This is a genomic window from Serinicoccus sp. CUA-874 (assembly GCF_001942225.1).
In the GTDB taxonomy this organism is placed as follows: domain Bacteria; phylum Actinomycetota; class Actinomycetes; order Actinomycetales; family Dermatophilaceae; genus Ornithinicoccus; species Ornithinicoccus marinus.
The window spans coordinates 433,213-450,926 of sequence record NZ_MKJZ01000011.1 but is presented as its reverse complement, the minus strand read 5'-3'; the positions used below and the strand labels follow the sequence as shown (position 1 = coordinate 450,926).

Below are 17,714 nucleotides of genomic sequence, written 5' to 3'. Positions count from 1 at the left end.
CGGTGGCCAACGGCGTCACCACGGGGTGCAGCAGCTCGTAGATCATGGCCGGCTCGTCCTCACGCCACGGGGTCGTCGTTGATGGCGATGACAGTACCGCCCAGCACGCTCTCCACCACCGGCTGGCCCACGGCCCCGGAGGTCGCCAGGTCCTCGTCGTCGTCGCTCGGCGCATCCCCACCGGGTGCCCGGTCGCGTGCGGACGTCGGTTGGTCACGAGCGCCGAGGGTCGAGCGATCGGGGCCCGAGGAGTCGGGCCCGGAGGGATCAGGCCCGGAGAGCTCGGGAGCCGTGTCGTCGTCCGCGCCCGCCCGCTCGCCCGGGCCCGGCGACCCGCCGGTGGCCCAGTCAGGTGCCCCCTGCGTCCCGCGGGCCTGCTGCGACCACTCGGGCTGGTCGGCGGCCTGCGGACGGCCCCCTCCGGCGCCCAGCTGCTCGGCCAGAGCGGCGTCACCGGTCGACGCCTCTCCCGGTGACGCGGGAGGTCGGCCACCACGACCCCGGACCGGCGCCGCCCCGCTGTCCGACCGCTGGGTCGGGGTGGAGGACCGGTCGGCACGGGTGCGGATCCGGCCGCGCATGGGGGTGTCGGGTATGCCCTGGGGCACCGCCTCGGCGCTCGGGGCACCGCCGAGGTGTCCGGGGGTGGGTGCAGCGCCGTGCTCCGCCTCGCCGGCCCCGACCTCGTCCTCCGGCCCGTGGGGCGGTTCCTCGGGCGGAGGTCCCTCGTCCCCGGCCACGGTCGGCGACGCGACCTCCGGTGCGGGCTCCGCGCCGCCCCCCTCGCCCCCCTCGCGCCCAGCAGCGGGGCCACGGTCACCAGCGGGCCCGCTGCCCGGGCCTCCGGGACCGCTCGGGGGTCCGTCGCCCCCACCGAGCACGGTCGCCTCGATCCTCGTGTCGAGCGCCAGCGCGTCGAGCACGCCCTGCCGCAGCGCCTCCTCGTGGGAGGTGCCCATGAAGTGCCGGATCCAGCGCTCGTCCGGCATCCCGACGAGCAGCCGCTGCCCGTCGTAGTCGACGACCTGCATGGAGTCCAGCGCGCCGGCGGTGCGCCGGCTGATCTGCCGGACCGCCGCGATGATCTCGGGCCACTGCCGGCGCAGGGCCGCGGTGTCGAGGTGCCCGGGCTGCTGGGTCTCCGCCGGTCGCGGGGCCTGCGCAGGCCGCTCGCCGCGGTGGGAGCCGCCGGCGCCCCCGGAACGGTCCGGGCCCGGGACAGCACCCTCGGGCCGGGCGGGACCCGGCGCATCGCCCCCGGCGCCGAGCCGCCGCTCGATCCGCTCCAGCCGGGTGCCGTAGCCGTCCTCGCCCTGGGCGGCCGGCAGCAGCAGCCGGGCGGCGAGCAGTTCCAGCATGAGGCGGTAGGACACCGCGCCGGTCATCTCCGACAGGCCGCGGCTCACCAGGTCTGCCGCGCGCGAGAGCGCGGCCGTGCCGTGGGCCTGCGCCTGTCGCCGCATCCGCTCGACCTGGTCCTCGGGCAGCCCCGGGAGCAGGCCGCCGGAGCGCTCGCCCACCGCCGCCAGCACGATGAGGTCGCGGTAGCGCTCCAGCAGGTCCTCGACGAAACGTCGCGGGTCGTGCCCCGACTCCATGACCCCGTCGATCTGCCCGAAGACGGTCGCGGCGTCACCGGCAGCCACCGCCTCGACCACCGCGTCGAGCAGCTCCACGTCGGTGAAACCCAGCAGCGCGGCGGTCCGCTCGTAGGTGAGACCGCCCTCGCCGGCCCCGGAGATCAGCTGGTCCAGCACCGAGAGCGAGTCGCGCACCGACCCGCCGCCGGCGCGGGTGACGAAGGACAGCACCCCCGGCTCCAGCTCGACGCCCTCGGCCCGGCACAGCTGCTCGAGGTAGGCCGTCAGCCGTTGCGGCGGGACGAGGTGGAAGGGGTAGTGGTGGGTCCGGGAGCGGATGGTCGCCAGGACCTTCTCCGGCTCGGTGGTCGCGAAGATGAACTTCACGTGCGGCGGTGGCTCCTCGACGATCTTGAGCAGCGAGTTGAAGCCCTCCCGGCTCACCATGTGCGCCTCGTCGATGATGTAGATCTTGTAGCGCGCCGTCGCCGGGCCGAAGGCGGCCCGCTCGCGCAGCTCCCGGGTGTCGTCGACCCTCCCGTGGCTGGCCGCGTCGATCTCGATGACGTCGACCGAGCCGGCGCCGTCGCGCGCCAGCGCCACGCAGGACTCGCACTGCCCGCACGGCTCCGGGGTCGGCCCCTGCTCGCAGTTGAGGCACCGGGCGAGGATGCGGGCGCTGGTGGTCTTGCCGCAGCCTCGCGGCCCGGAGAAGAGGTAGGCGTGGTTGACCCGCTCCGCGCGCAGCGCCTGCATCAACGGCTCGGTGACGTGCTCCTGCCCGATGACGTCGGAGAAGGTCTCGGGCCGGTAGCGGCGGTAGAGGGCGGTGCTCACGACACCTGACCCTAACGGCCCCCACCGACGCCGGGGGCGGCCTCGTCCACAGGACGCAGGATGGCGCTGCGGTGCGCGGCACGGGTGAGCACGACGTAGAGCGCGCGGACCCCACCGGGGGACTCGGCGACGATGCCGTCCGGGTCCACCACCACCGTGGCGTCGTACTCCAGCCCCTTGGTGGACAGCGGGTCGACGAGCACGACCTGCTCGCCCGTCACCACCGGCTCCAGCCCTCCGTGCCAGGACCACGGGGCGATGACGGCGATCTGGCCCGGCACCTCGTCGCGCAGCTCGCGGACCGCGTCAGCGACGGCCCCGGGGATCGCGGCCGTCGGCAGCGAGAGCTCCTGCGGCTCGTGCCCGGTCTCGCGGACGGCCCGCGGGATGTCTGCCTCGGGGACGTGCTCGGTGATGACCCGGGCGGCCAGGTCGAAGATCTCCCGCGCGTTGCGGTAGTTGGTGTCCATGTGGAAGGCCTGCCGCGGCGCGGTGCCGAAGGCCTCCTCCCGCGCCTGCCCGGCCTCGCGCAGGTCGTCCCAGGAGGCCTGGGCCAGGTCACCGACGACCGTCCACGACGCCCACCGGCCGCGCCGGCCGAGCATCCGCCACTGCATCGGGGAGAGGTCCTGCGCCTCGTCCACCAGGACGTGGGCATACTCCTCGGCCTCCGCGGGGCGCCCGGCGAGCAACCGCTCCCGAGGGTCGGCCGACACCCGCGACCCCGCCCCGCCGCCGGACACGGCAGCGACGGACTCGCCGTCCGCGCCCACGCGCAGTGCGGAGACGCCGTACTGCGAGGCGTCGTCGAGCTCCTCGATCTCGAAGAACCCGCGGTCCTCGCTCGGCAGCTCGACCGGAGGGCCCAGCCGCGCGGCCAGGTCGTCGACGAGCGCCACGTCCGCGACGCTCCAGGTGCCGAGCTGCAGCGCCTCGCGGTAGGACGCCGCCAGGCCCGCGGCCTGCTGCGGCGACACGCCCCCGAGCCGCCCGACCAGCTCGTCGTCGGCGAGCCACAAGAGCATCTCGCGGGGGTCCACCGGTGCCCACCACTGCCGCATGAAGGCCTCGACGTCGCCGGAGTCGGTGAACCGGTCGACGAAGTCCTCCCGCTCCCCCTGGTCGACCTGTGCCCATGCCAGCTGGGCCAGCGCCTCGACGGCGGCGTCGTGACCGGCGTTGCGGTGGTGGTGCCGCAGCACCTGCGCGCGGGCGCGGTCCAGCGCCGGGGCGTCGAGCCGGATCGCGTGCCCGCCGACGAAGGTCCGCAGCTGGGTGGGCGCACCGGGGATGGGCTCGCGCACGAGGCGCGCGAGCAGCCGACGGATCCGCAGGCTGCCCTTGGTCGCCGCGACGTCGGGCGGGTCGAGCCGGGTGGCCGTGATCCCCGCCAGCACATCGCCCAGCGAGCGGAGCACGACCGAGTCCTCGCCGAGCGAGGGCAGGACCCGCTCGATGTATGCCGTGTAGGCCGCGGACGGTCCGACGACCAGCACACCGCCTCCCTCGAAGCGGCGCCGGTCGGAGTAGAGCAGGTAGGCGGCCCGGTGCAGGGCGACCACCGTCTTGCCGGTGCCGGGCCCACCGGTGATCTCGGTGACGCCACGGGCCGGGGCCCGGATCGCCTCGTCCTGGTGCTGCTGGATGGTCGCGACGATGTCGCGCATCCGCGAGCCGCGGCTGCGGGTCAGGGCGGCCATCAGGGCACCGTCGCCGACCACGACGACGTCGTCCGGCGGGTCGGCGACCATGAGGTCGTCTTCCACCCCGACCACCTGCTCGCCGCGGCACCGGAGCACCCGGCGGCGGAGCACGCCCTGCGGGTCGACCGGCGTGGCGCGGTAGAAGGGTGCGGCGGCCGGCGCACGCCAGTCCACGACCAGCGGCTCGTAGTCGTCGTCGCGGACGCCGAGGCGCCCGACGTAGCGGACCTCCCGGGTCGAGCCGTGCTCGTCGGCGACCTCGTGCTCCAGGTCGAGCCGGCCGAAGACCAGCCCCTCGTGCTGGTGCTCCAGCGAGGCCCGGCGCTTGCTCGCGGAGTAGACCAGCGCGTCCCGCTCGAACAGCCCCGCCAGCTCCTCCTCCCTCGGGTCCCCCGTCCCCCGACGGTCGGTCTGCCCCCGCGACATCCCCTCGGCGTGCACGAGCTCGACCCGCGCGGCTGCCTTGCCCAGCTCGTCGTAAACCCGGTCCACGTGCGCCTGCTCCGCGGCGATCTGCGCCGCGACCTCGCGGTCGGTCGACACCACGTCCGTCATCCGCCCACCTCATATCCGGTGCGTAGGCCCCGGGGCGGTCACGTCCGCCCCCGCAAAGACCGCAGTCTATCCCGCGGGTCCCTCAGACCCAGCCACGCCGCACGGCCTGCGCCCCCGCGTGGAAGCGGGTCGCGGCCCCGAGGTGCTCCATGATGTAGCGGACCCGGCGCTCCACCGTCCGCACCGAGATCCCGCGGCGGCGGGCGATCACCTGGTCCGAGGCGCCGCTGGCCAGCAGCGCGAGGATGGCCTGGTCCCGCTCGTCCAGCGGCGCCGAGGAGCCCCCGACCTCCTTGCGCTCGGCGGCCTCCTGCATCGGCCGCATCGGGGCGGCCAGGGTCCAGGTCCGCTCGATGAGGTTGGCCACGGCGGCCACGGGCGCCGCCAGCCGCGCCTCGAAGGACCCCACGCCGTCCGGCTCGAACCGGCTGATGTCGATGAGCGTCGCGTCGCTGTCGCACACCACCGCGCTCACCGGCACCCCGTTGCCGGTCCGCACCGCGGCACCCTCGCGCAGCGCGGCCTCCATGACGGCGACCGCGCTCGGCAGCTCCAGCAGCGAGGTGTCGAGGATCAGCCGTCGGTCGACCCCGTGGCGGACCGACAGCAAGGAGGGGTCCTCGGCGGCCCGCGCGAGCAGGGTGCGGCTCGCGACCGACCCGTCCACGGCCCACCACAGCCGGTCCGTGGTCGCGATGTGCATGGCGGTGATGCGGCCGATGATGTCGTCGACCCCGCCCAGCAGGTCCATCCCCGGCAACCGTCCGGTCGTGGCGTCCAGCGTCGACCGACGCCACGCCCGCTCCAGCTCGCCGGCGGTCGCCCGGGCCAGCCGCAGCCGGTGCTCGGTGACCTCGGCGTGCCGGGCGACCGCCTCCCGGGGCGGGATGACCACCCAGGTGTCGGGGTCGTCACCGGCGCGCAGGAAGCCGCGCGCCTCCAGCTCCGCCGTGGCATCGTCGATCTCGGCGTCGGTCAGTCCCTCGCCGCGGAAGAGCTCGCGCGTCGGGATGCCGAAGCGGACCGCGCGACGGAACACCCCGATGACGAACTCCTCGTAGGCCGAGCCGTGCAGCCGGGCGGGTGCAGAGGCATCCATGGCACCCATCATGACGGATCTCCGTCAATGGCAGCCCCCGACACCTCTGGGCGTGACATCGCCCCCGCGATATGTCACTGTTGAGCATGTCGGCTTCGGTCGACAGCAGGGAAGTGCGAGTCGCACGGGCAGCCCCCCATCAGTCCGTGCAGACCCTGCCCTGCAGGTGGTCCCCTGGGAGATACCCCCCCCTGCCTCTCAGGGGACCACCCCTGTCACCCCGCCGTGCGGCCCGGTCCCGGTCGGTCACCGTCGGCGGTGTGCACACCCCGTCCGACCGGTGGCCCCGGCCCCCGGACCCGCCCACTAGGCTGACATGCCGTGGTGGTCCTCGTCCTCGGCTCCGGTGCGCGCGAGCACGCGCTGGTCCGCTCCCTGACCCTCGATCCCTCGGTCGACCGCGTCGTGGCGCTGCCCGGCAACCCGGGGATCGCCGACCTCACCGGCTGTCTCCCCGGCGATCCGGCGGACCCCACCGCCGTCGTCGACGCGGCACGCTCCGAGGGTGCAGACCTCGTGGTCGTCGGTCCCGAGCGCCGCTGGTCGCCGGTGTCGCGACGCGCTCCGGGAGGCGGGCATACCGTGCTTCGGACCGTCGGCGCAGGCTGCCGCGCTCGAGGGGAGCAAGGCCTTCGCCAAGGAGGTCATGGCTGCGGCCGGCGTGCCGACCGCGGCCGCCCACGTCTGCACCACCGTGGACGAGGTGGAGCGCGCGCTGGACGCGACCGGCTCGCCCTACGTCGTCAAGGAGGACGGCCTGGCCGCCGGCAAGGGCGTCGTCGTGACGACCGACCGGGCACGGGCGAGGGAGCACGCCACCGCCTGCCTGGAGCGCGCGGACGCCGTCGTCGTCGAGGACTTCCTCGACGGTCCGGAGGTGTCGCTCTTCTGCCTCAGCGACGGTCGGACCGTCGTCGCGCTGGAGCCGGCCCAGGACTTCAAGCGGGCCGGTGCGGGGGACACCGGGCCCAACACCGGGGGGATGGGGGCCTACTCACCGCTCACCTGGGCACCGGCCGACCTCGTGCCGCAGGTCCTGGACACCGTCGCCCGCCCCACGGTCGCGGAGATGGCGCGGCGGGGCACCCCCTTCGTCGGGGTGCTCTACGTCGGTCTCGCGCTCACCGCGGACGGGCCGCGCGTCGTCGAGTTCAACGCGCGCTTCGGGGACCCCGAGACGCAGGTGGTGCTCGCCCGGTTGCGGACCCCGCTCGGCGTGGTGCTCCGGTCGGCGGCGGAGGGTGAGCTGTCCGGGTTGCCCGAGCTGGAGTGGTCGCCGCGCACGAGCGTCAACGTCGTGGTCGCGGCCGAGCACTACCCCGGCACGCCTGCGACGGGCGACACGATCGGCGGGATCGAGCAGGCCGAGCAGGTCGAGGACGTGCACGTGCTGCACGCCGGAACCCGCCGGGAGACGTCGACGGGCGACGAGGCCGGCGGGCTCGTCTCGTCCGGGGGGCGGGTGCTCAGCGTCGTCAGCCTGGCCGACGACCTGCCCGGGGCCCGCTCGCGCGCCTACGAGGCCGCCGGCCGGATCACGTTGCGCGGCAGTCATACCCGACCTGACATCGGGCTCGCCGCCGAGCGGGGCGAGGTCGTCGTCCCCGGGCAGGAGGCCTGAGGTGACGCTGTCGCTCGAGGGGCACGAGTTGCTCTACTCCGGCAAGGTGCGCGAGCTGTATGCCCCGCTGCACGCCGACGGCACCGTCGACGAGTCCCGGCTGCTGCTGGTGGCCTCGGACCGGGTCAGCGCCTACGACCACGTCCTCGACACCCCGATCCCGGACAAGGGCGCGGTCCTGACCCAGCTCTCGCTCTGGTGGTTCGACCAGCTCGCCGACCTCGCCCCGCACCACGTGGTGTCGACCGAGGTGCCGGACGAGGTCGCCGGGCGCGCGGTCTACGTGCGGCGCCTGAGGATGCTGCCGGTCGAGTGCGTCGCCCGCGCCTTCCTCACCGGTGGGGGTCTGGCGGAGTATGCCGCGACCGGCACCGTGTCCGGTGTCGAGCTGCCCCCGGGCCTGGTCGACGGGTCACGCCTGCCGGAGCCGGTCTTCACCCCGAGCACCAAGGCGCCGGTCGGCGAGCACGACGAGCCGATCAGCGTGGAGCGGGTCGCCGCGCTGGTGGGCCCGCGGCTGGCCGCGCGGGTGCGTGACCTGACGGTGGAAATCCTCGACCGGGGCAACGCGATCGCCGCCGACCGGGGCATCCTCATCGCCGACACCAAGGTCGAGTTCGGCGTGGACCCGGCCGACGTCCCGCAGGGTGCCGGCGGTGCGTCGGCGTGGGACGAGGTGGACGCCGACGCCGTGCAGGTCGTCCTCGCCGACGAGGTGCTCACCCCGGACTCCTCACGCTTCTGGCGCGCCGACGACTGGACGCCGGGCCGGACCCAGACGTCCTACGACAAGCAGGTCCTGCGCGACTGGCTGACCTCGCCGGCCAGCGGGTGGGACCGCGGGGGCGACACCGCTCCCCCTGCGCTGCCCGAGTCCGTCGTGGAGCTCACCCGGGCCCGCTACGTCGAGGCCTACGAGGCCCTCACCGGGCACCCCTTCACCCCCACCCGCTGACCCCGCCGACCCTTCCGGAGCCGCACCGCCATGGCCGACCACGTCCTCACCGTCCTGCCGGGCGGGTCCGCCCTCTCCGACTTCCGCGCCGCCGCCCTGCTGGCCCGGCTGCGGCGGGTCGCCCCGCAGGTCACCTCGGTCGCCGCCCGCCACCTGCACGTCGTCGCCACCGACCAGGAACCGGGCACCGAGGAGCTCGCCGACCTGCGCGCGATCCTCACCTACGGCGACCCGTGGCCGGGCGAGGAGGACGACGAAGACCGCGGGGACGAGGCCGGCGCCGCGGGCGGGCATACCGCGCGGGTGGTCGTCTCCCCCCGGCTGGGCACCATCTCGCCGTGGTCGAGCAAGGCCACCGACATCCTGCTCAACTGCGGCCTCGACGTGCAGCGGGTGGAGCGGGTGACCGAGCTCCGGCTCGAGGTCGGCGGCGGACCGCTCGACGAGGCCACCTGGAGCGCGTGCGCCGACCTGCTGCACGACCGCATGACCGAGTCGGCGCTCCCCGGGCGGGACGCCCTGACGCTGCTCTTCGCCGACCGGGTCGCCGAGCCGATGGAGCGGGTGGACATCCTCGGGCGCGGACGAGGCGCGCTGGAGGAGGCCGACGCGCGCTACGGGCTGGCGCTCTCGCCGGACGAGATCGACTACCTCGTCGAGGCCTTCACCGCGCTGCGCCGCAACCCGACCGACGTCGAGCTGACGATGTTCGCCCAGGCCAACTCCGAGCACTGCCGGCACAAGATCTTCAACGCCGACTTCGTCATCGACGGCGAGGCACAGGGGCAGAGCCTCTTCGGGATGATCCGGCACACCGAGCAGGTGGCGGGCGCGGGCACGGTCGTGGCCTACAAGGACAATGCCTCGGTCATGGCGGGAGGCCGGACGCAGCGCTTCGCCCCCAGGGACGGGCGCACCGGCCCGAGCCGGTATGCCCTGCGCGAGGACGACGTGCACGTGCTCATGAAGGTGGAGACGCACAACCACCCCACCGCGATCTCGCCGTTCCCGGGGGCCGCGACCGGCGCGGGCGGAGAGATCCGTGACGAGGGCGCCACCGGCCGGGGCAGCGCACCCAAGGCCGGGCTCGTGGGCTTCGCGGTGTCGAACCTGCGGCTGCCGGGCACGGACGAGCCGTGGGAGAGCGGTGGCGGGGCGAGCGGGCCCGACCACCTCGCGAGCCCGCTGGAGATCATGGTCGAGGCACCGCTGGGAGCGGCGGCCTTCAACAACGAGTTCGGCCGCCCGGGCCTCGGCGGGTTCTTCCGCGTCTACGAGCAGACCGTCGACGGCGTGCGGCGCGGCTTCCACAAGCCGATCATGAGCGCGGGCGGGCTCGGGACGATCAGCGCCGACCAGACGGAGAAGGTCCGCTTCCCCGCCGGCACGCTGCTCGTGCAGCTCGGCGGGCCGGGGATGCGGATCGGCATGGGCGGTGGGGCCGCCAGCTCGATGGCTGCAGGCGCCAACGCCGCCGACCTGGACTTCGACTCGGTGCAGCGCGGCAACCCCGAGATGCAGCGCCGCGCCCAGGAGGTCGTCAACCACTGCTGGGCGCAGGGTGCTCGCAACCCGGTGCTGGCGATCCACGACGTCGGCGCGGGCGGGCTGTCCAACGCCTTCCCCGAGCTGGTCGACGACGCCGGGCTGGGCGCCCGCTTCGACCTGGCGATGGTGCCGGTGGCCGAGTCCGGCCTCTCCCCCAAGGAGATCTGGTCCAACGAGAGCCAGGAGCGCTACGTCCTGGCGATCGCGCCGGGGTCGCTGGAGGAGTTCGCCGCGCTCTGCGCGCGCGAGCGCTGCCCGTATGCCGTCGTCGGCGTCGCGCAGGACGACAGCGAGCTGGTCGTCACCCAGGGCGAGGCAGATCCTGGCCGCGGCCCGATGGCGCCGAGTGGCCCGGTTGCGCCGGCCGTCGAGGGGGATCCCGGTGCCGGAGTGGGCCACTCGGCGGAGTCCGAGGCTGATCACCCGGTCGACATGCCGATGGAGGTGCTGCTCGGCAAGCCGCCCCGGATGACCCGCGACGTGGCGCGGGTGGTGCGGCGCGGGGACGACGTCGACCTCTCCCTCGAGGGCGACGCGCTGCGGGACGCGGCGTATGCCGTGCTGCGGCACCCGAGCGTGGCCTCCAAGCGCTTCCTCGTGACCATCGGCGACCGCACCGTCGGCGGGCTGAGCCACCGGGATCAGATGGTGGGGCCGTGGCAGGTGCCGGTCGCGGACGTCGCCGTGACGCTGACCGACCTGGCGGGCCTGGCCGGGCAGGCGATGGCCACCGGAGAGCGGATGCCGCTGGCGGCGGTGGATGCCCCTGCCTCGGGACGGATGGCGGTCGGCGAGGCGATGACCAACCTGCTCGCGGCCCCGGTCACGCCGCTGGAGGCAGGCGCTCCTCTCTCCGGGGTCAAGCTCTCCTGCAACTGGATGGCCGCCTGCGGCGAGCCCGGTGAGGACGCCGCGCTCTACGACACCGTGCGCGCCGTCGCGCTGGAGCTGTGCCCGGCGCTGGGGGTCTCGGTGCCGGTCGGCAAGGACTCGCTGTCGATGCGCGCCCGGTGGACCGACGGGGACGGGCAGGAGCAGGCCGTCGTGTCGCCGGTGTCGCTCGTCGTCTCCGCCTTCGCCTCGCTGCCCGACGTCCGCGGCACCCTCACCCCGCAGCTGCACGAGGGCTCCGAGCTGCTGCTCGTCGATCTCGGTGGCGGCCGGGACCGGCTCGGCGGCTCGATCCTGGCGCAGGTGCGGGGCGGCTTCGGGGGCACCGTCCCGGACCTGGACGACCCGGCGCGGATCACCGGGCTGGCTGCGGCGCTGATCGAGCTGCGGGCGCAGGGGCTGGTGACGGCCTACCACGACCGCTCCGACGGCGGGCTCTGGGCGACGCTGGTCGAGATGGCGATGGCCGGGGGTGTCGGTCTCGACATCGAGGTGCCCCACTCGGCCGACCCGACCGGTGACGGCACGGAGGACAAGCTGACGCCGGCCCTGGCCGCGCTCTTCGCCGAGGAGCTCGGCGTCGTCCTCGAGGTGCCGCAGGGGCGCCTGGAGGAGGCCGTCGCGGTGCTGCAGCCTCACGGCTTCCCCTCGGTCGTCAGCCTGGGGCGGGTCACCGGGGACCGCCGGGTGCGGGTGCGCGCGGGCGGGGGCGGCAGGTATGCCCTGGACGAGCCGCTGCGGGACCTCGCGCAGGCCTGGGACGAGGTCTCCTGGCGGATCGCCGCGCTGCGCGACAACCCGGCCTGCGCCGACGAGGAGCACGCCGCGGTCGGCGGGGACGCACCCGGGCTCGTCGTGAGCCCCAGCTTCGACCCGGCGCAGGACGTCAGCGCGCCCTACGTCTCGCGCGGCGCGCGGCCGCGGGTCGCGATTCTGCGCGAGCAGGGTGTCAACAGCCACGTCGAGACGGCCTTCGCCTTCGACCGAGCCGGGTTCGACACCTACGACGTCCACATGACCGACCTTCAGTCAGGGCGATTCGACCTCGCCGACGTGGTCGGGCTCGTGGCCGCCGGCGGCTTCTCCTACGGCGACACCCTGGGTGCGGGCGAGGGCTGGGCGCGCTCGGTGCTCTTCGACCCGCGGCTCACCGACGCCTTCGACACCTTCGTCGGGCGGCCGGACACCTTCGGCCTCGGCATCTGCAACGGCTGCCAGATGTTCGCCGCGCTCGCCGGGCACATCCCCGGTGCGCAGGCCTGGCCGCGCTTCGTGCGCAACGCCAGCGAGCAGTACGAGGCCCGGCTGTCCCAGGTGGAGGTCCTCGACGGCCCGTCGATCTTCTTCAGCGGTATGGCGGGGTCACGGCTGCCGGTGGCGGTGGCGCACGGCGAGGGGCGCGCCGACTTCTCCCGGCAGGGTGACCTCGACGCGGTCCGGGCCGGGCTGGCGGCCGTGCGCTACGTCGACGGCCACGGGGAGGTGGCGCGGGCATACCCCGCGAACCCGAACGGCTCCCCCGACGGCCTCACCGCGGTGACCACCCCGGACGGGCGGTTCACCGCGATGATGCCGCACCCGGAGCGGGTGCAGCGCAACGCGCAGCTGTCGTGGACGACCGGGACGGTCGAGGAGCCGAGCCCGTGGCTGCGGATGTTCCGCAACGCCCGGGTCTGGGTGGGGTGAGGCGGCTGCCCGTCACGTGCGCGTGCCGATGAGTCCGGGGCCTGGGGATGGTCCGAGTGGCATGAGGTTCATCCTGGTCCCCGGGGCGGGCGGGCAGGCCTGGGACTGGCACCGGCTGGTGCCGCTGCTCGGCGACGCGGTGGCGGTCCAGCTCCCGGCCGGTGACGACACGGCCGGGCTGGGCGAGTATGCCGATGCGATCGTCGCCGCCGCCGGCACCGACCCGGGGCCGGTCGTCGTGGTGGGTCACTCGATGGGCGGGCTGTCGGCACCGCTGGTGTGCGACCGGCTCGACGTGCGGCGGCTCGTGCTGCTCAACGCGATGATCCCGGCCCCGGGCGAGAGCGGCGGGCAGTGGTGGGAAGGCTCGGGGCACTCCCGCGTGGACATCGGGAAGCTGGACGAGGCCGAGCGGTACTTCCACGACCTGCCGCCGACGCTGCGGGCCGAGGCGCTCGTCCGGCCGGAGCCGGAGCAGAGCGAGACGCCCTTCGCCGAGCCGTGGCCGCTCGCGTCGTGGCCGGAGGTCGAGACGCAGGTGCTCGCCGGCGCCGAGGACCGGCTGTTCCCGGTCGACTTCCAGCGGCGGCTGGCGCGCGAGCGGCTGGGCCTGGAGGTGCAGGTGGTGCCGGGCGGGCACATGGCCGCCCTGAGCAGGCCGGAGGAGCTCGCCGCCGCCCTGCTCAACTGACCGCGGTGGGTTGTGTTGCCCTGGCAGCACATCCCCACCGCGGTGGCTCAGGGTCGCTGGGGCCACACATATCCACCGCGGTGGCTCAGGGTCGCCGGGGCAACGCATACCGACCGCGGTGGCTCAGGACTGCCGCGCCCAATCGTCCAGGGCCGCCTGCACGTCGGCGTCGCTCATGCCGACCTCGGTGCCCACGATCCACTGGTGCCCGAACGGGTCGCGGAAGCGTCCCTGCCGCGACCCGTACGGCTGGTCGTCGACCTCGAAGACCTGCTCCGCACCTCGCTCGAGCGCCCGCGCCATGATGGCGTCAGGGTCGTCGGTGAGGACGTCGAGGATCACGCCGGTCCCCGTCACCGACGCCTCGGGGGCAGGAGCCGCATCGACGCCGTCCGGGTCCTTGACCTGCACCTGCCCGCCACCGGGGAGCTCCAGCGCGGCGAAGACGACGGACTCTCCCATCGTGTGGCGGGTGAGCAGGCGCGCACCGAGCACCTCGGCGTAGAACGTCAGAGCCGCATCGGCGTCGTGGACGACGAGCTTGGGGGATACACGGATCTCGGTCATGGGTCCGAGTCTGCCCCCACCGTCCCCTCCTCCGCGTGGACGTTTCGGCGCTCCTGCGCCAGCCAGGTCGTCGGGGAGCAGCCGATCAGGTCGCGCCACTCCGCGTTGAGGTGGGCGAGATCGGCATACCCCGTCGCGTGCGCCAGGTCGGTCAGGTTCCCGTCAGCCCCGCCTCGCACCCGGGCCGCGGCATGCTCGAAGCGGGCGAGGCGGGCCAGGCGCTTCGGCCCGACCACGAGCTCGGCGCGCACCACCGTCCGCAGCTGACGGGGGCTGAGGTGCACGTGGCGGGCGACCTCGCCGATGCGGACCCGACCGTGCCGGCACCGGATGAGACGGACGGCGGCGACCACCTCCTACCTCGGCGGCGGGGCCGGCCGGGCGCGCGCCCAGGCGGCGAGCGTCGCCGCCTGCTCCGCCGTCCCTGCCGAGGCCAGGCGGTCGGCGAGGGCGCGCACCCCTCGCGGGAGCACCGCGTCGGCCTCGACGGTGGTATGCCCGTCCGCGCCGGGCGCGAGCTCGGCCGCGGGAATCCCGAGCAGCCCGCGCGCCGCGAGCGGGTCGAGGGCGAGGTGCACCCCGGACCATCGGCCCTGCTGCCGGGTCCAGGCGCCCTGCGTCTGCAGCCCGCCCACCAGCGAGGGCAGCGCCCGCCCCCCGGTCGGTGGGCCCGACGTGCCGCCTCCGACGAGGAACGGCTCTCCCGTCCCGATGATGAGGGTCAGGGCGTTCCCGGGGATCCCGCGGTGCCACGGGTCGCCCGACGGCTGCGGATCGTCGAAGGCGACGGCGGACAGCACCCCGCCCAAGGCCATGCCGGGCCAGGTGAGCGGTCGCGGCGCGCCGCGCGCCTCCTCCTGCGCTCCCACCCGGCCAGCGTGCCACGACGCGGGTGACGACGCCGGGCAGCGGTCCGGCCGGCCCCGCCTGTCGGTGCTCGGCGCTACGGTCTCGTCATGAGCACCGCGCGGACCCCGCAGACCGACCGCCCGACCTTCCCGGAGGGCTACGGCATCCCGGAGACCGCCGAGGGTCAGCTCGGCTGGGACGAGGTGGAGGCGCGGCTGCGGGAGGCGCAGCACTACTGGCTGGCCAGCGTGCGGCCCGACGGCCGTCCGCACTCGGTGCCCCGCTGGGGAGTCTGGCTGGACGGGAGGTTCTGGTACGACGGCGCCCCGACGACGAGGCATACCCGCAACGTCGAGGCCAACCCGGCGGTCACGCTGACGCTGGAGAGCGGCACGGAGGTGGTCATCGTCGAGGGCGAGTCGCACGCCGCCCGCGCGGAGGCCGACGAGTTGGGCAAGCGGCTGGCGCAGGCCTTCGAGAAGTATGCCGACTCCGGCTACTCCCCCGGGCCGGACTCCTGGTCGGGCGAGGACGGCGGAGGGCTGCGCGTGATCACCCCGCACCGGGCGCTCGCGTGGTTCTCCTTCCCGACCGACTGCACCCGTTTCACCTTCGGCGGCGACTGAGGTGGGCTGGCGCGAGGGTGGCAGCCCGGACCGCCCGGCGGTCTTCTTCGACGGCCCGGAGGACTTCCGCGCCTGGCTGGAGGAGCACCACGAGAGCGCCGACGAGCTCTGGATGGGCCTGCACAAGAGGCACGTCGAGCCACGCGGCCTCACCTGGGCCGAGGCGGTGCCGCAGGCCCTGTGCTTCGGCTGGATCGACTCGGTCAGCCAGCGGATCGACGACGACGCGCGGCGCCAGCGGTGGACCCCGCGCCGTCGGTGCAGCATCTGGAGCGCGGTCAACGTCGCCCACGTGGAGCGGCTGACCGCCGAAGGGCTCATGCGTCCGGCCGGGATCGCCGCCTACGAGGCGCGGACGCCCGAGCGCACCGCGATCTACTCCTTCGAGCGGGACGACCGACACCTCACCCCGGAGCAGGAGCAGGTGCTGCGCGCGGACCCGGCCGCGCTGGCCTTCTGGGAGGCCGCCGCGCCCAGCTACCGCAAGCAGGTCGCCACCTGGGTGACGGGCGCCAAGCGGGAGGCCACCCGCACCTCCCGGCTGCAGCAGCTGGTCGCGGACAGCGCGGCCGGTCGGCTCGTGCCGCCGCAGCGCTACGGCGACCCACCGGCGTGGCTGGCGCGCGCGGCACAGGCGGCGGCCGAGGCCGCCGGGCAGGCCGGCTCCGGGGCTACAGGAGCCAGCGCGGACGACACATGGGACAGCCCCGACGACGGGCCCGTGGGCGGCGATGACGGGCAGCCGCCGGGCACGGGGTCATGAGGGCCGACCGCTGGTCCCTGGCCGACGTGGCCCGGATGCGGCTGCTCTCGCAGCGGCTGGTCGACCCGCTGGCCTCGCCCACCGAGGTGGTGCGGCACCTGACCTGCACCCAGGGCCAGGACTACCCCGGCTCGTCGGTGTCGATCGCCCTGCGCACCACGTCCCGCCGGCTCCAGGACGTCCGCGACGCCTACGACTCGGGCACGATCGTGCGCAGCTGGCCGATGCGCGGGACGCTCTTCGTCGTGCCGGCCGAGGATCTCGGCTGGATGCTCGGGCTCACCTCGGAGCGGGTCCGGCGCGAGACGACCCGCCGCCGCGAGCAGCTCGGGCTGGACGACGCCACGCTGGCGCGCGCCGAGACGGTGGCGCTCGAGGCGCTGGGCGGCGAGGGCCTGACCCGCAGCGAGCTGCTCGGCATCTGGGAGGAGGCGGGCCACGCGACGGGCGAGGGTCGCGGCTACCACTCGATCTTCCACCTGGCCCTGAGCGGCCTGGTATGCCAGGGCCCGACCGAGGGCAGGGAGCAGCGCTTCGTCCGCACCGAGGAGTGGATCTCCGACCCGCGCCCCCTCGAGGGGGAGGAGGCGGTGCTCGAGTGGTTCACCCGGTATGCCCGCAGCCACGGCCCGGTCCCCGTCGCGGACTTCCTGTGGTGGACCAAGCTCCTCAAGCGCGACGTCGCGCCCGTGCTGGACGACGCGCGGCAGCAGCTCGAGGTCATCACCGTCGACGACGTCGAGCACTGGGTCGACCCGGCCGTCGTCGGGCGCTACGCGTCGCAGCGGCGCAGCACCGCGGCCCCGCTGCTGCTGCCCGGCTTCGACGAGCTCGTGCTCGGTTACGGCGACCGCGGAGCGGTGCTCAGCAAGGTCGAGGAGGCCGAGGTCGTCCCGGGTGGCAACGGCATCTTCCGCGCGACGGTGGTGCGTGCCGGCCGGGCCGTCGGCACCTGGAAGCGGCCCCGCCGGGCCGGCGACGTCGTCGACGTCACGCCCTTCGGCGCGGGCCTGCCCGGCCCGGTCGAGCGCGCCCTCCCCCGCCTCACCGCCGCCCTGCCCACCTGAGCCCGGGGCATACCTCTCCGGTCAGCTCAACCGGTCCGCGAGGATCGACACGCCCGGTCCCGACAGGTCGGGCAGGTAGGCCGCTCGTCCCGCCATGACCATGACGAGCGCCAGGGTCGAGCCGCGCACGAGCGGACCGTCACCGGCGGCGAAGGTGGTGTCGGTGGCCTCGAGCCGCAGACCCGTGGCGAGGGTCCGGCTGGGCACCGTGAAGTCGCGGCCGGCGAAGAACTCCGCCACCTGCGCGGCACGCCCCGGGTCGGGCTCGCTCGTGAGACCGAGCGGCTCGCGGATGTCCTGGCCGTGGACGATCACCTCACCGAGCCAGGCGGGGGTGTGGCCGGAGGCGGCGGTGGTGCTGTCGACGACCCGCCGGAACCCTGCCAGGGTCTCCTCCGCGGACGCACCGAGGTGCTCGGCGAGACGGCGCTGGTTGTGCAGGTCGAAGTCGAAGCGCGCCCCCAAGACGCTGGTGAGCCACCGGACCCTGCCGACGCTGGCCGCCGCGGTGAGGTGGGCCACCACCTCGCGCACGCTCCAGTGGCCGCACAGGCTGGGCGTCTCCCACTGCTCCGGCGCCAGGGTGGCGAGGTCATCGGCGAGCGCCGCACGCTCGGCGTGCACCGCGGCCCACAGCTCCGTCGTCGTCCAGCTGGTCACAGGCATACCTCTTCTC

The 17,714-nt window shown here is 74.8% G+C and carries 13 protein-coding genes and 1 pseudogene; 7 read left to right on the top strand and 7 right to left on the bottom strand.

Going from position 1 to position 17,714, the window contains the following annotated elements; all coding sequences use genetic code 11:
* Positions 1 to 59: 59 nt before the first annotated feature.
* The 3 genes from BJF80_RS18275 to BJF80_RS05855 form a co-directional block, all read right to left on the bottom strand.
* A complete protein-coding gene (locus BJF80_RS18275) occupies positions 60 to 2,417 on the bottom strand; it encodes a DNA polymerase III subunit gamma and tau (RefSeq protein ID WP_075812130.1) in 2,358 nt (785 codons plus the stop codon).
* Between the two features lie 11 nt (positions 2,418 to 2,428).
* Complete coding sequence (locus tag BJF80_RS05860) at positions 2,429 to 4,675, bottom strand: HelD family protein (RefSeq protein WP_075812128.1); 2,247 nt, start codon at positions 4,673 to 4,675, stop codon at positions 2,429 to 2,431.
* Positions 4,676 to 4,757: 82 nt separating this feature from the next.
* Complete coding sequence (locus BJF80_RS05855; protein ID WP_143553989.1) at positions 4,758 to 5,774, bottom strand: helix-turn-helix transcriptional regulator; 1,017 nt, start codon at positions 5,772 to 5,774, stop codon at positions 4,758 to 4,760.
* Positions 5,775 to 6,095: 321 nt separating this feature from the next.
* Here BJF80_RS05855 and purD point away from each other — a divergent pair.
* From purD to BJF80_RS05835, 4 genes and pseudogenes are all read left to right on the top strand, one after another.
* Positions 6,096 to 7,395: pseudogene (gene purD, locus BJF80_RS05850) on the top strand (phosphoribosylamine--glycine ligase).
* A gap of 1 nt (position 7,396) precedes the next feature.
* On the top strand, positions 7,397 to 8,350 hold the full coding sequence (locus tag BJF80_RS05845; protein ID WP_075812124.1) for a phosphoribosylaminoimidazolesuccinocarboxamide synthase: 954 nt from the start codon (positions 7,397 to 7,399) through the stop codon (positions 8,348 to 8,350).
* Positions 8,351 to 8,380: 30 nt separating this feature from the next.
* On the top strand, positions 8,381 to 12,475 hold the full coding sequence (gene purL, locus BJF80_RS05840) for a phosphoribosylformylglycinamidine synthase (RefSeq protein WP_075812122.1): 4,095 nt from the start codon (positions 8,381 to 8,383) through the stop codon (positions 12,473 to 12,475).
* 61 nt (positions 12,476 to 12,536) lie between these two features.
* Positions 12,537 to 13,166, top strand: a complete 630-nt coding sequence (locus BJF80_RS05835; protein WP_075812120.1) for an alpha/beta fold hydrolase — start codon at positions 12,537 to 12,539, stop codon at positions 13,164 to 13,166.
* Between the two features lie 123 nt (positions 13,167 to 13,289).
* On the opposite strand, the gene BJF80_RS05830 is transcribed toward BJF80_RS05835, so the two are convergent.
* From BJF80_RS05830 to BJF80_RS05820, 3 genes are read right to left on the bottom strand one after another with little or no spacing between them, the layout of a single operon-like run.
* On the bottom strand, positions 13,290 to 13,733 hold the full coding sequence (locus tag BJF80_RS05830; protein WP_075812118.1) for a VOC family protein: 444 nt from the start codon (positions 13,731 to 13,733) through the stop codon (positions 13,290 to 13,292).
* Positions 13,730 to 14,086: a helix-turn-helix domain-containing protein gene (locus BJF80_RS05825; RefSeq protein ID WP_075812117.1), complete on the bottom strand. Its 357-nt coding sequence runs from the start codon at positions 14,084 to 14,086 to the stop codon at positions 13,730 to 13,732. The genes BJF80_RS05830 and BJF80_RS05825 overlap by 4 nt, the downstream gene beginning before the upstream one ends.
* Positions 14,087 to 14,089: 3 nt before the next feature.
* Complete coding sequence (locus BJF80_RS05820) at positions 14,090 to 14,602, bottom strand: hypothetical protein (protein ID WP_075812116.1); 513 nt, start codon at positions 14,600 to 14,602, stop codon at positions 14,090 to 14,092.
* An 87-nt stretch (positions 14,603 to 14,689) separates the two neighbouring features.
* Between BJF80_RS05820 and BJF80_RS05815 the strand changes: the two genes are divergently transcribed.
* Genes BJF80_RS05815 through BJF80_RS05805 form a run of 3 tightly spaced genes read left to right on the top strand, consistent with a single transcriptional unit; the run spans position 14,690 to position 17,038 of the window.
* On the top strand, positions 14,690 to 15,208 hold the full coding sequence (locus BJF80_RS05815; RefSeq protein ID WP_075812109.1) for a pyridoxamine 5'-phosphate oxidase family protein: 519 nt from the start codon (positions 14,690 to 14,692) through the stop codon (positions 15,206 to 15,208).
* A 1-nt stretch (position 15,209) separates the two neighbouring features.
* A complete protein-coding gene (locus BJF80_RS05810; protein ID WP_187344343.1) occupies positions 15,210 to 15,971 on the top strand; it encodes a YdeI/OmpD-associated family protein in 762 nt (253 codons plus the stop codon).
* Positions 15,968 to 17,038, top strand: coding sequence for a winged helix DNA-binding domain-containing protein (locus tag BJF80_RS05805; RefSeq protein WP_083673474.1), 1,071 nt, complete (start codon positions 15,968 to 15,970; stop codon positions 17,036 to 17,038). The genes BJF80_RS05810 and BJF80_RS05805 overlap by 4 nt, the downstream gene beginning before the upstream one ends.
* A 21-nt stretch (positions 17,039 to 17,059) precedes the next feature.
* Here the strand turns inward: BJF80_RS05805 and BJF80_RS05800 are convergent, their stop codons facing one another.
* Complete coding sequence (locus tag BJF80_RS05800) at positions 17,060 to 17,704, bottom strand: maleylpyruvate isomerase family mycothiol-dependent enzyme (RefSeq protein ID WP_075812107.1); 645 nt, start codon at positions 17,702 to 17,704, stop codon at positions 17,060 to 17,062.
* Between the last annotated feature and the right edge of the window lie 10 nt (positions 17,705 to 17,714).

Bases quoted from the DNA above. Each gene is read 5' to 3' on its own strand.
- purL (WP_075812122.1), top strand. From the start codon at position 8,381: ATGGCCGACCACGTCCTCACCGTCCTGCCGGGCGGGTCCGCCCTCTCC.
- BJF80_RS05815 (WP_075812109.1), top strand. From the start codon at position 14,690: ATGAGCACCGCGCGGACCCCGCAGACCGACCGCCCGACCTTCCCGGAG.
- BJF80_RS05835 (WP_075812120.1), top strand. From the start codon at position 12,537: ATGAGGTTCATCCTGGTCCCCGGGGCGGGCGGGCAGGCCTGGGACTGG.
- BJF80_RS05830 (WP_075812118.1), bottom strand. From the start codon at position 13,733: ATGACCGAGATCCGTGTATCCCCCAAGCTCGTCGTCCACGACGCCGAT.
- BJF80_RS05860 (WP_075812128.1), bottom strand. From the start codon at position 4,675: ATGACGGACGTGGTGTCGACCGACCGCGAGGTCGCGGCGCAGATCGCC.
- BJF80_RS05800 (WP_075812107.1), bottom strand. From the start codon at position 17,704: ATGCCTGTGACCAGCTGGACGACGACGGAGCTGTGGGCCGCGGTGCAC.
- BJF80_RS05855 (WP_143553989.1), bottom strand. From the start codon at position 5,774: ATGGATGCCTCTGCACCCGCCCGGCTGCACGGCTCGGCCTACGAGGAG.
- BJF80_RS05805 (WP_083673474.1), top strand. From the start codon at position 15,968: ATGAGGGCCGACCGCTGGTCCCTGGCCGACGTGGCCCGGATGCGGCTG.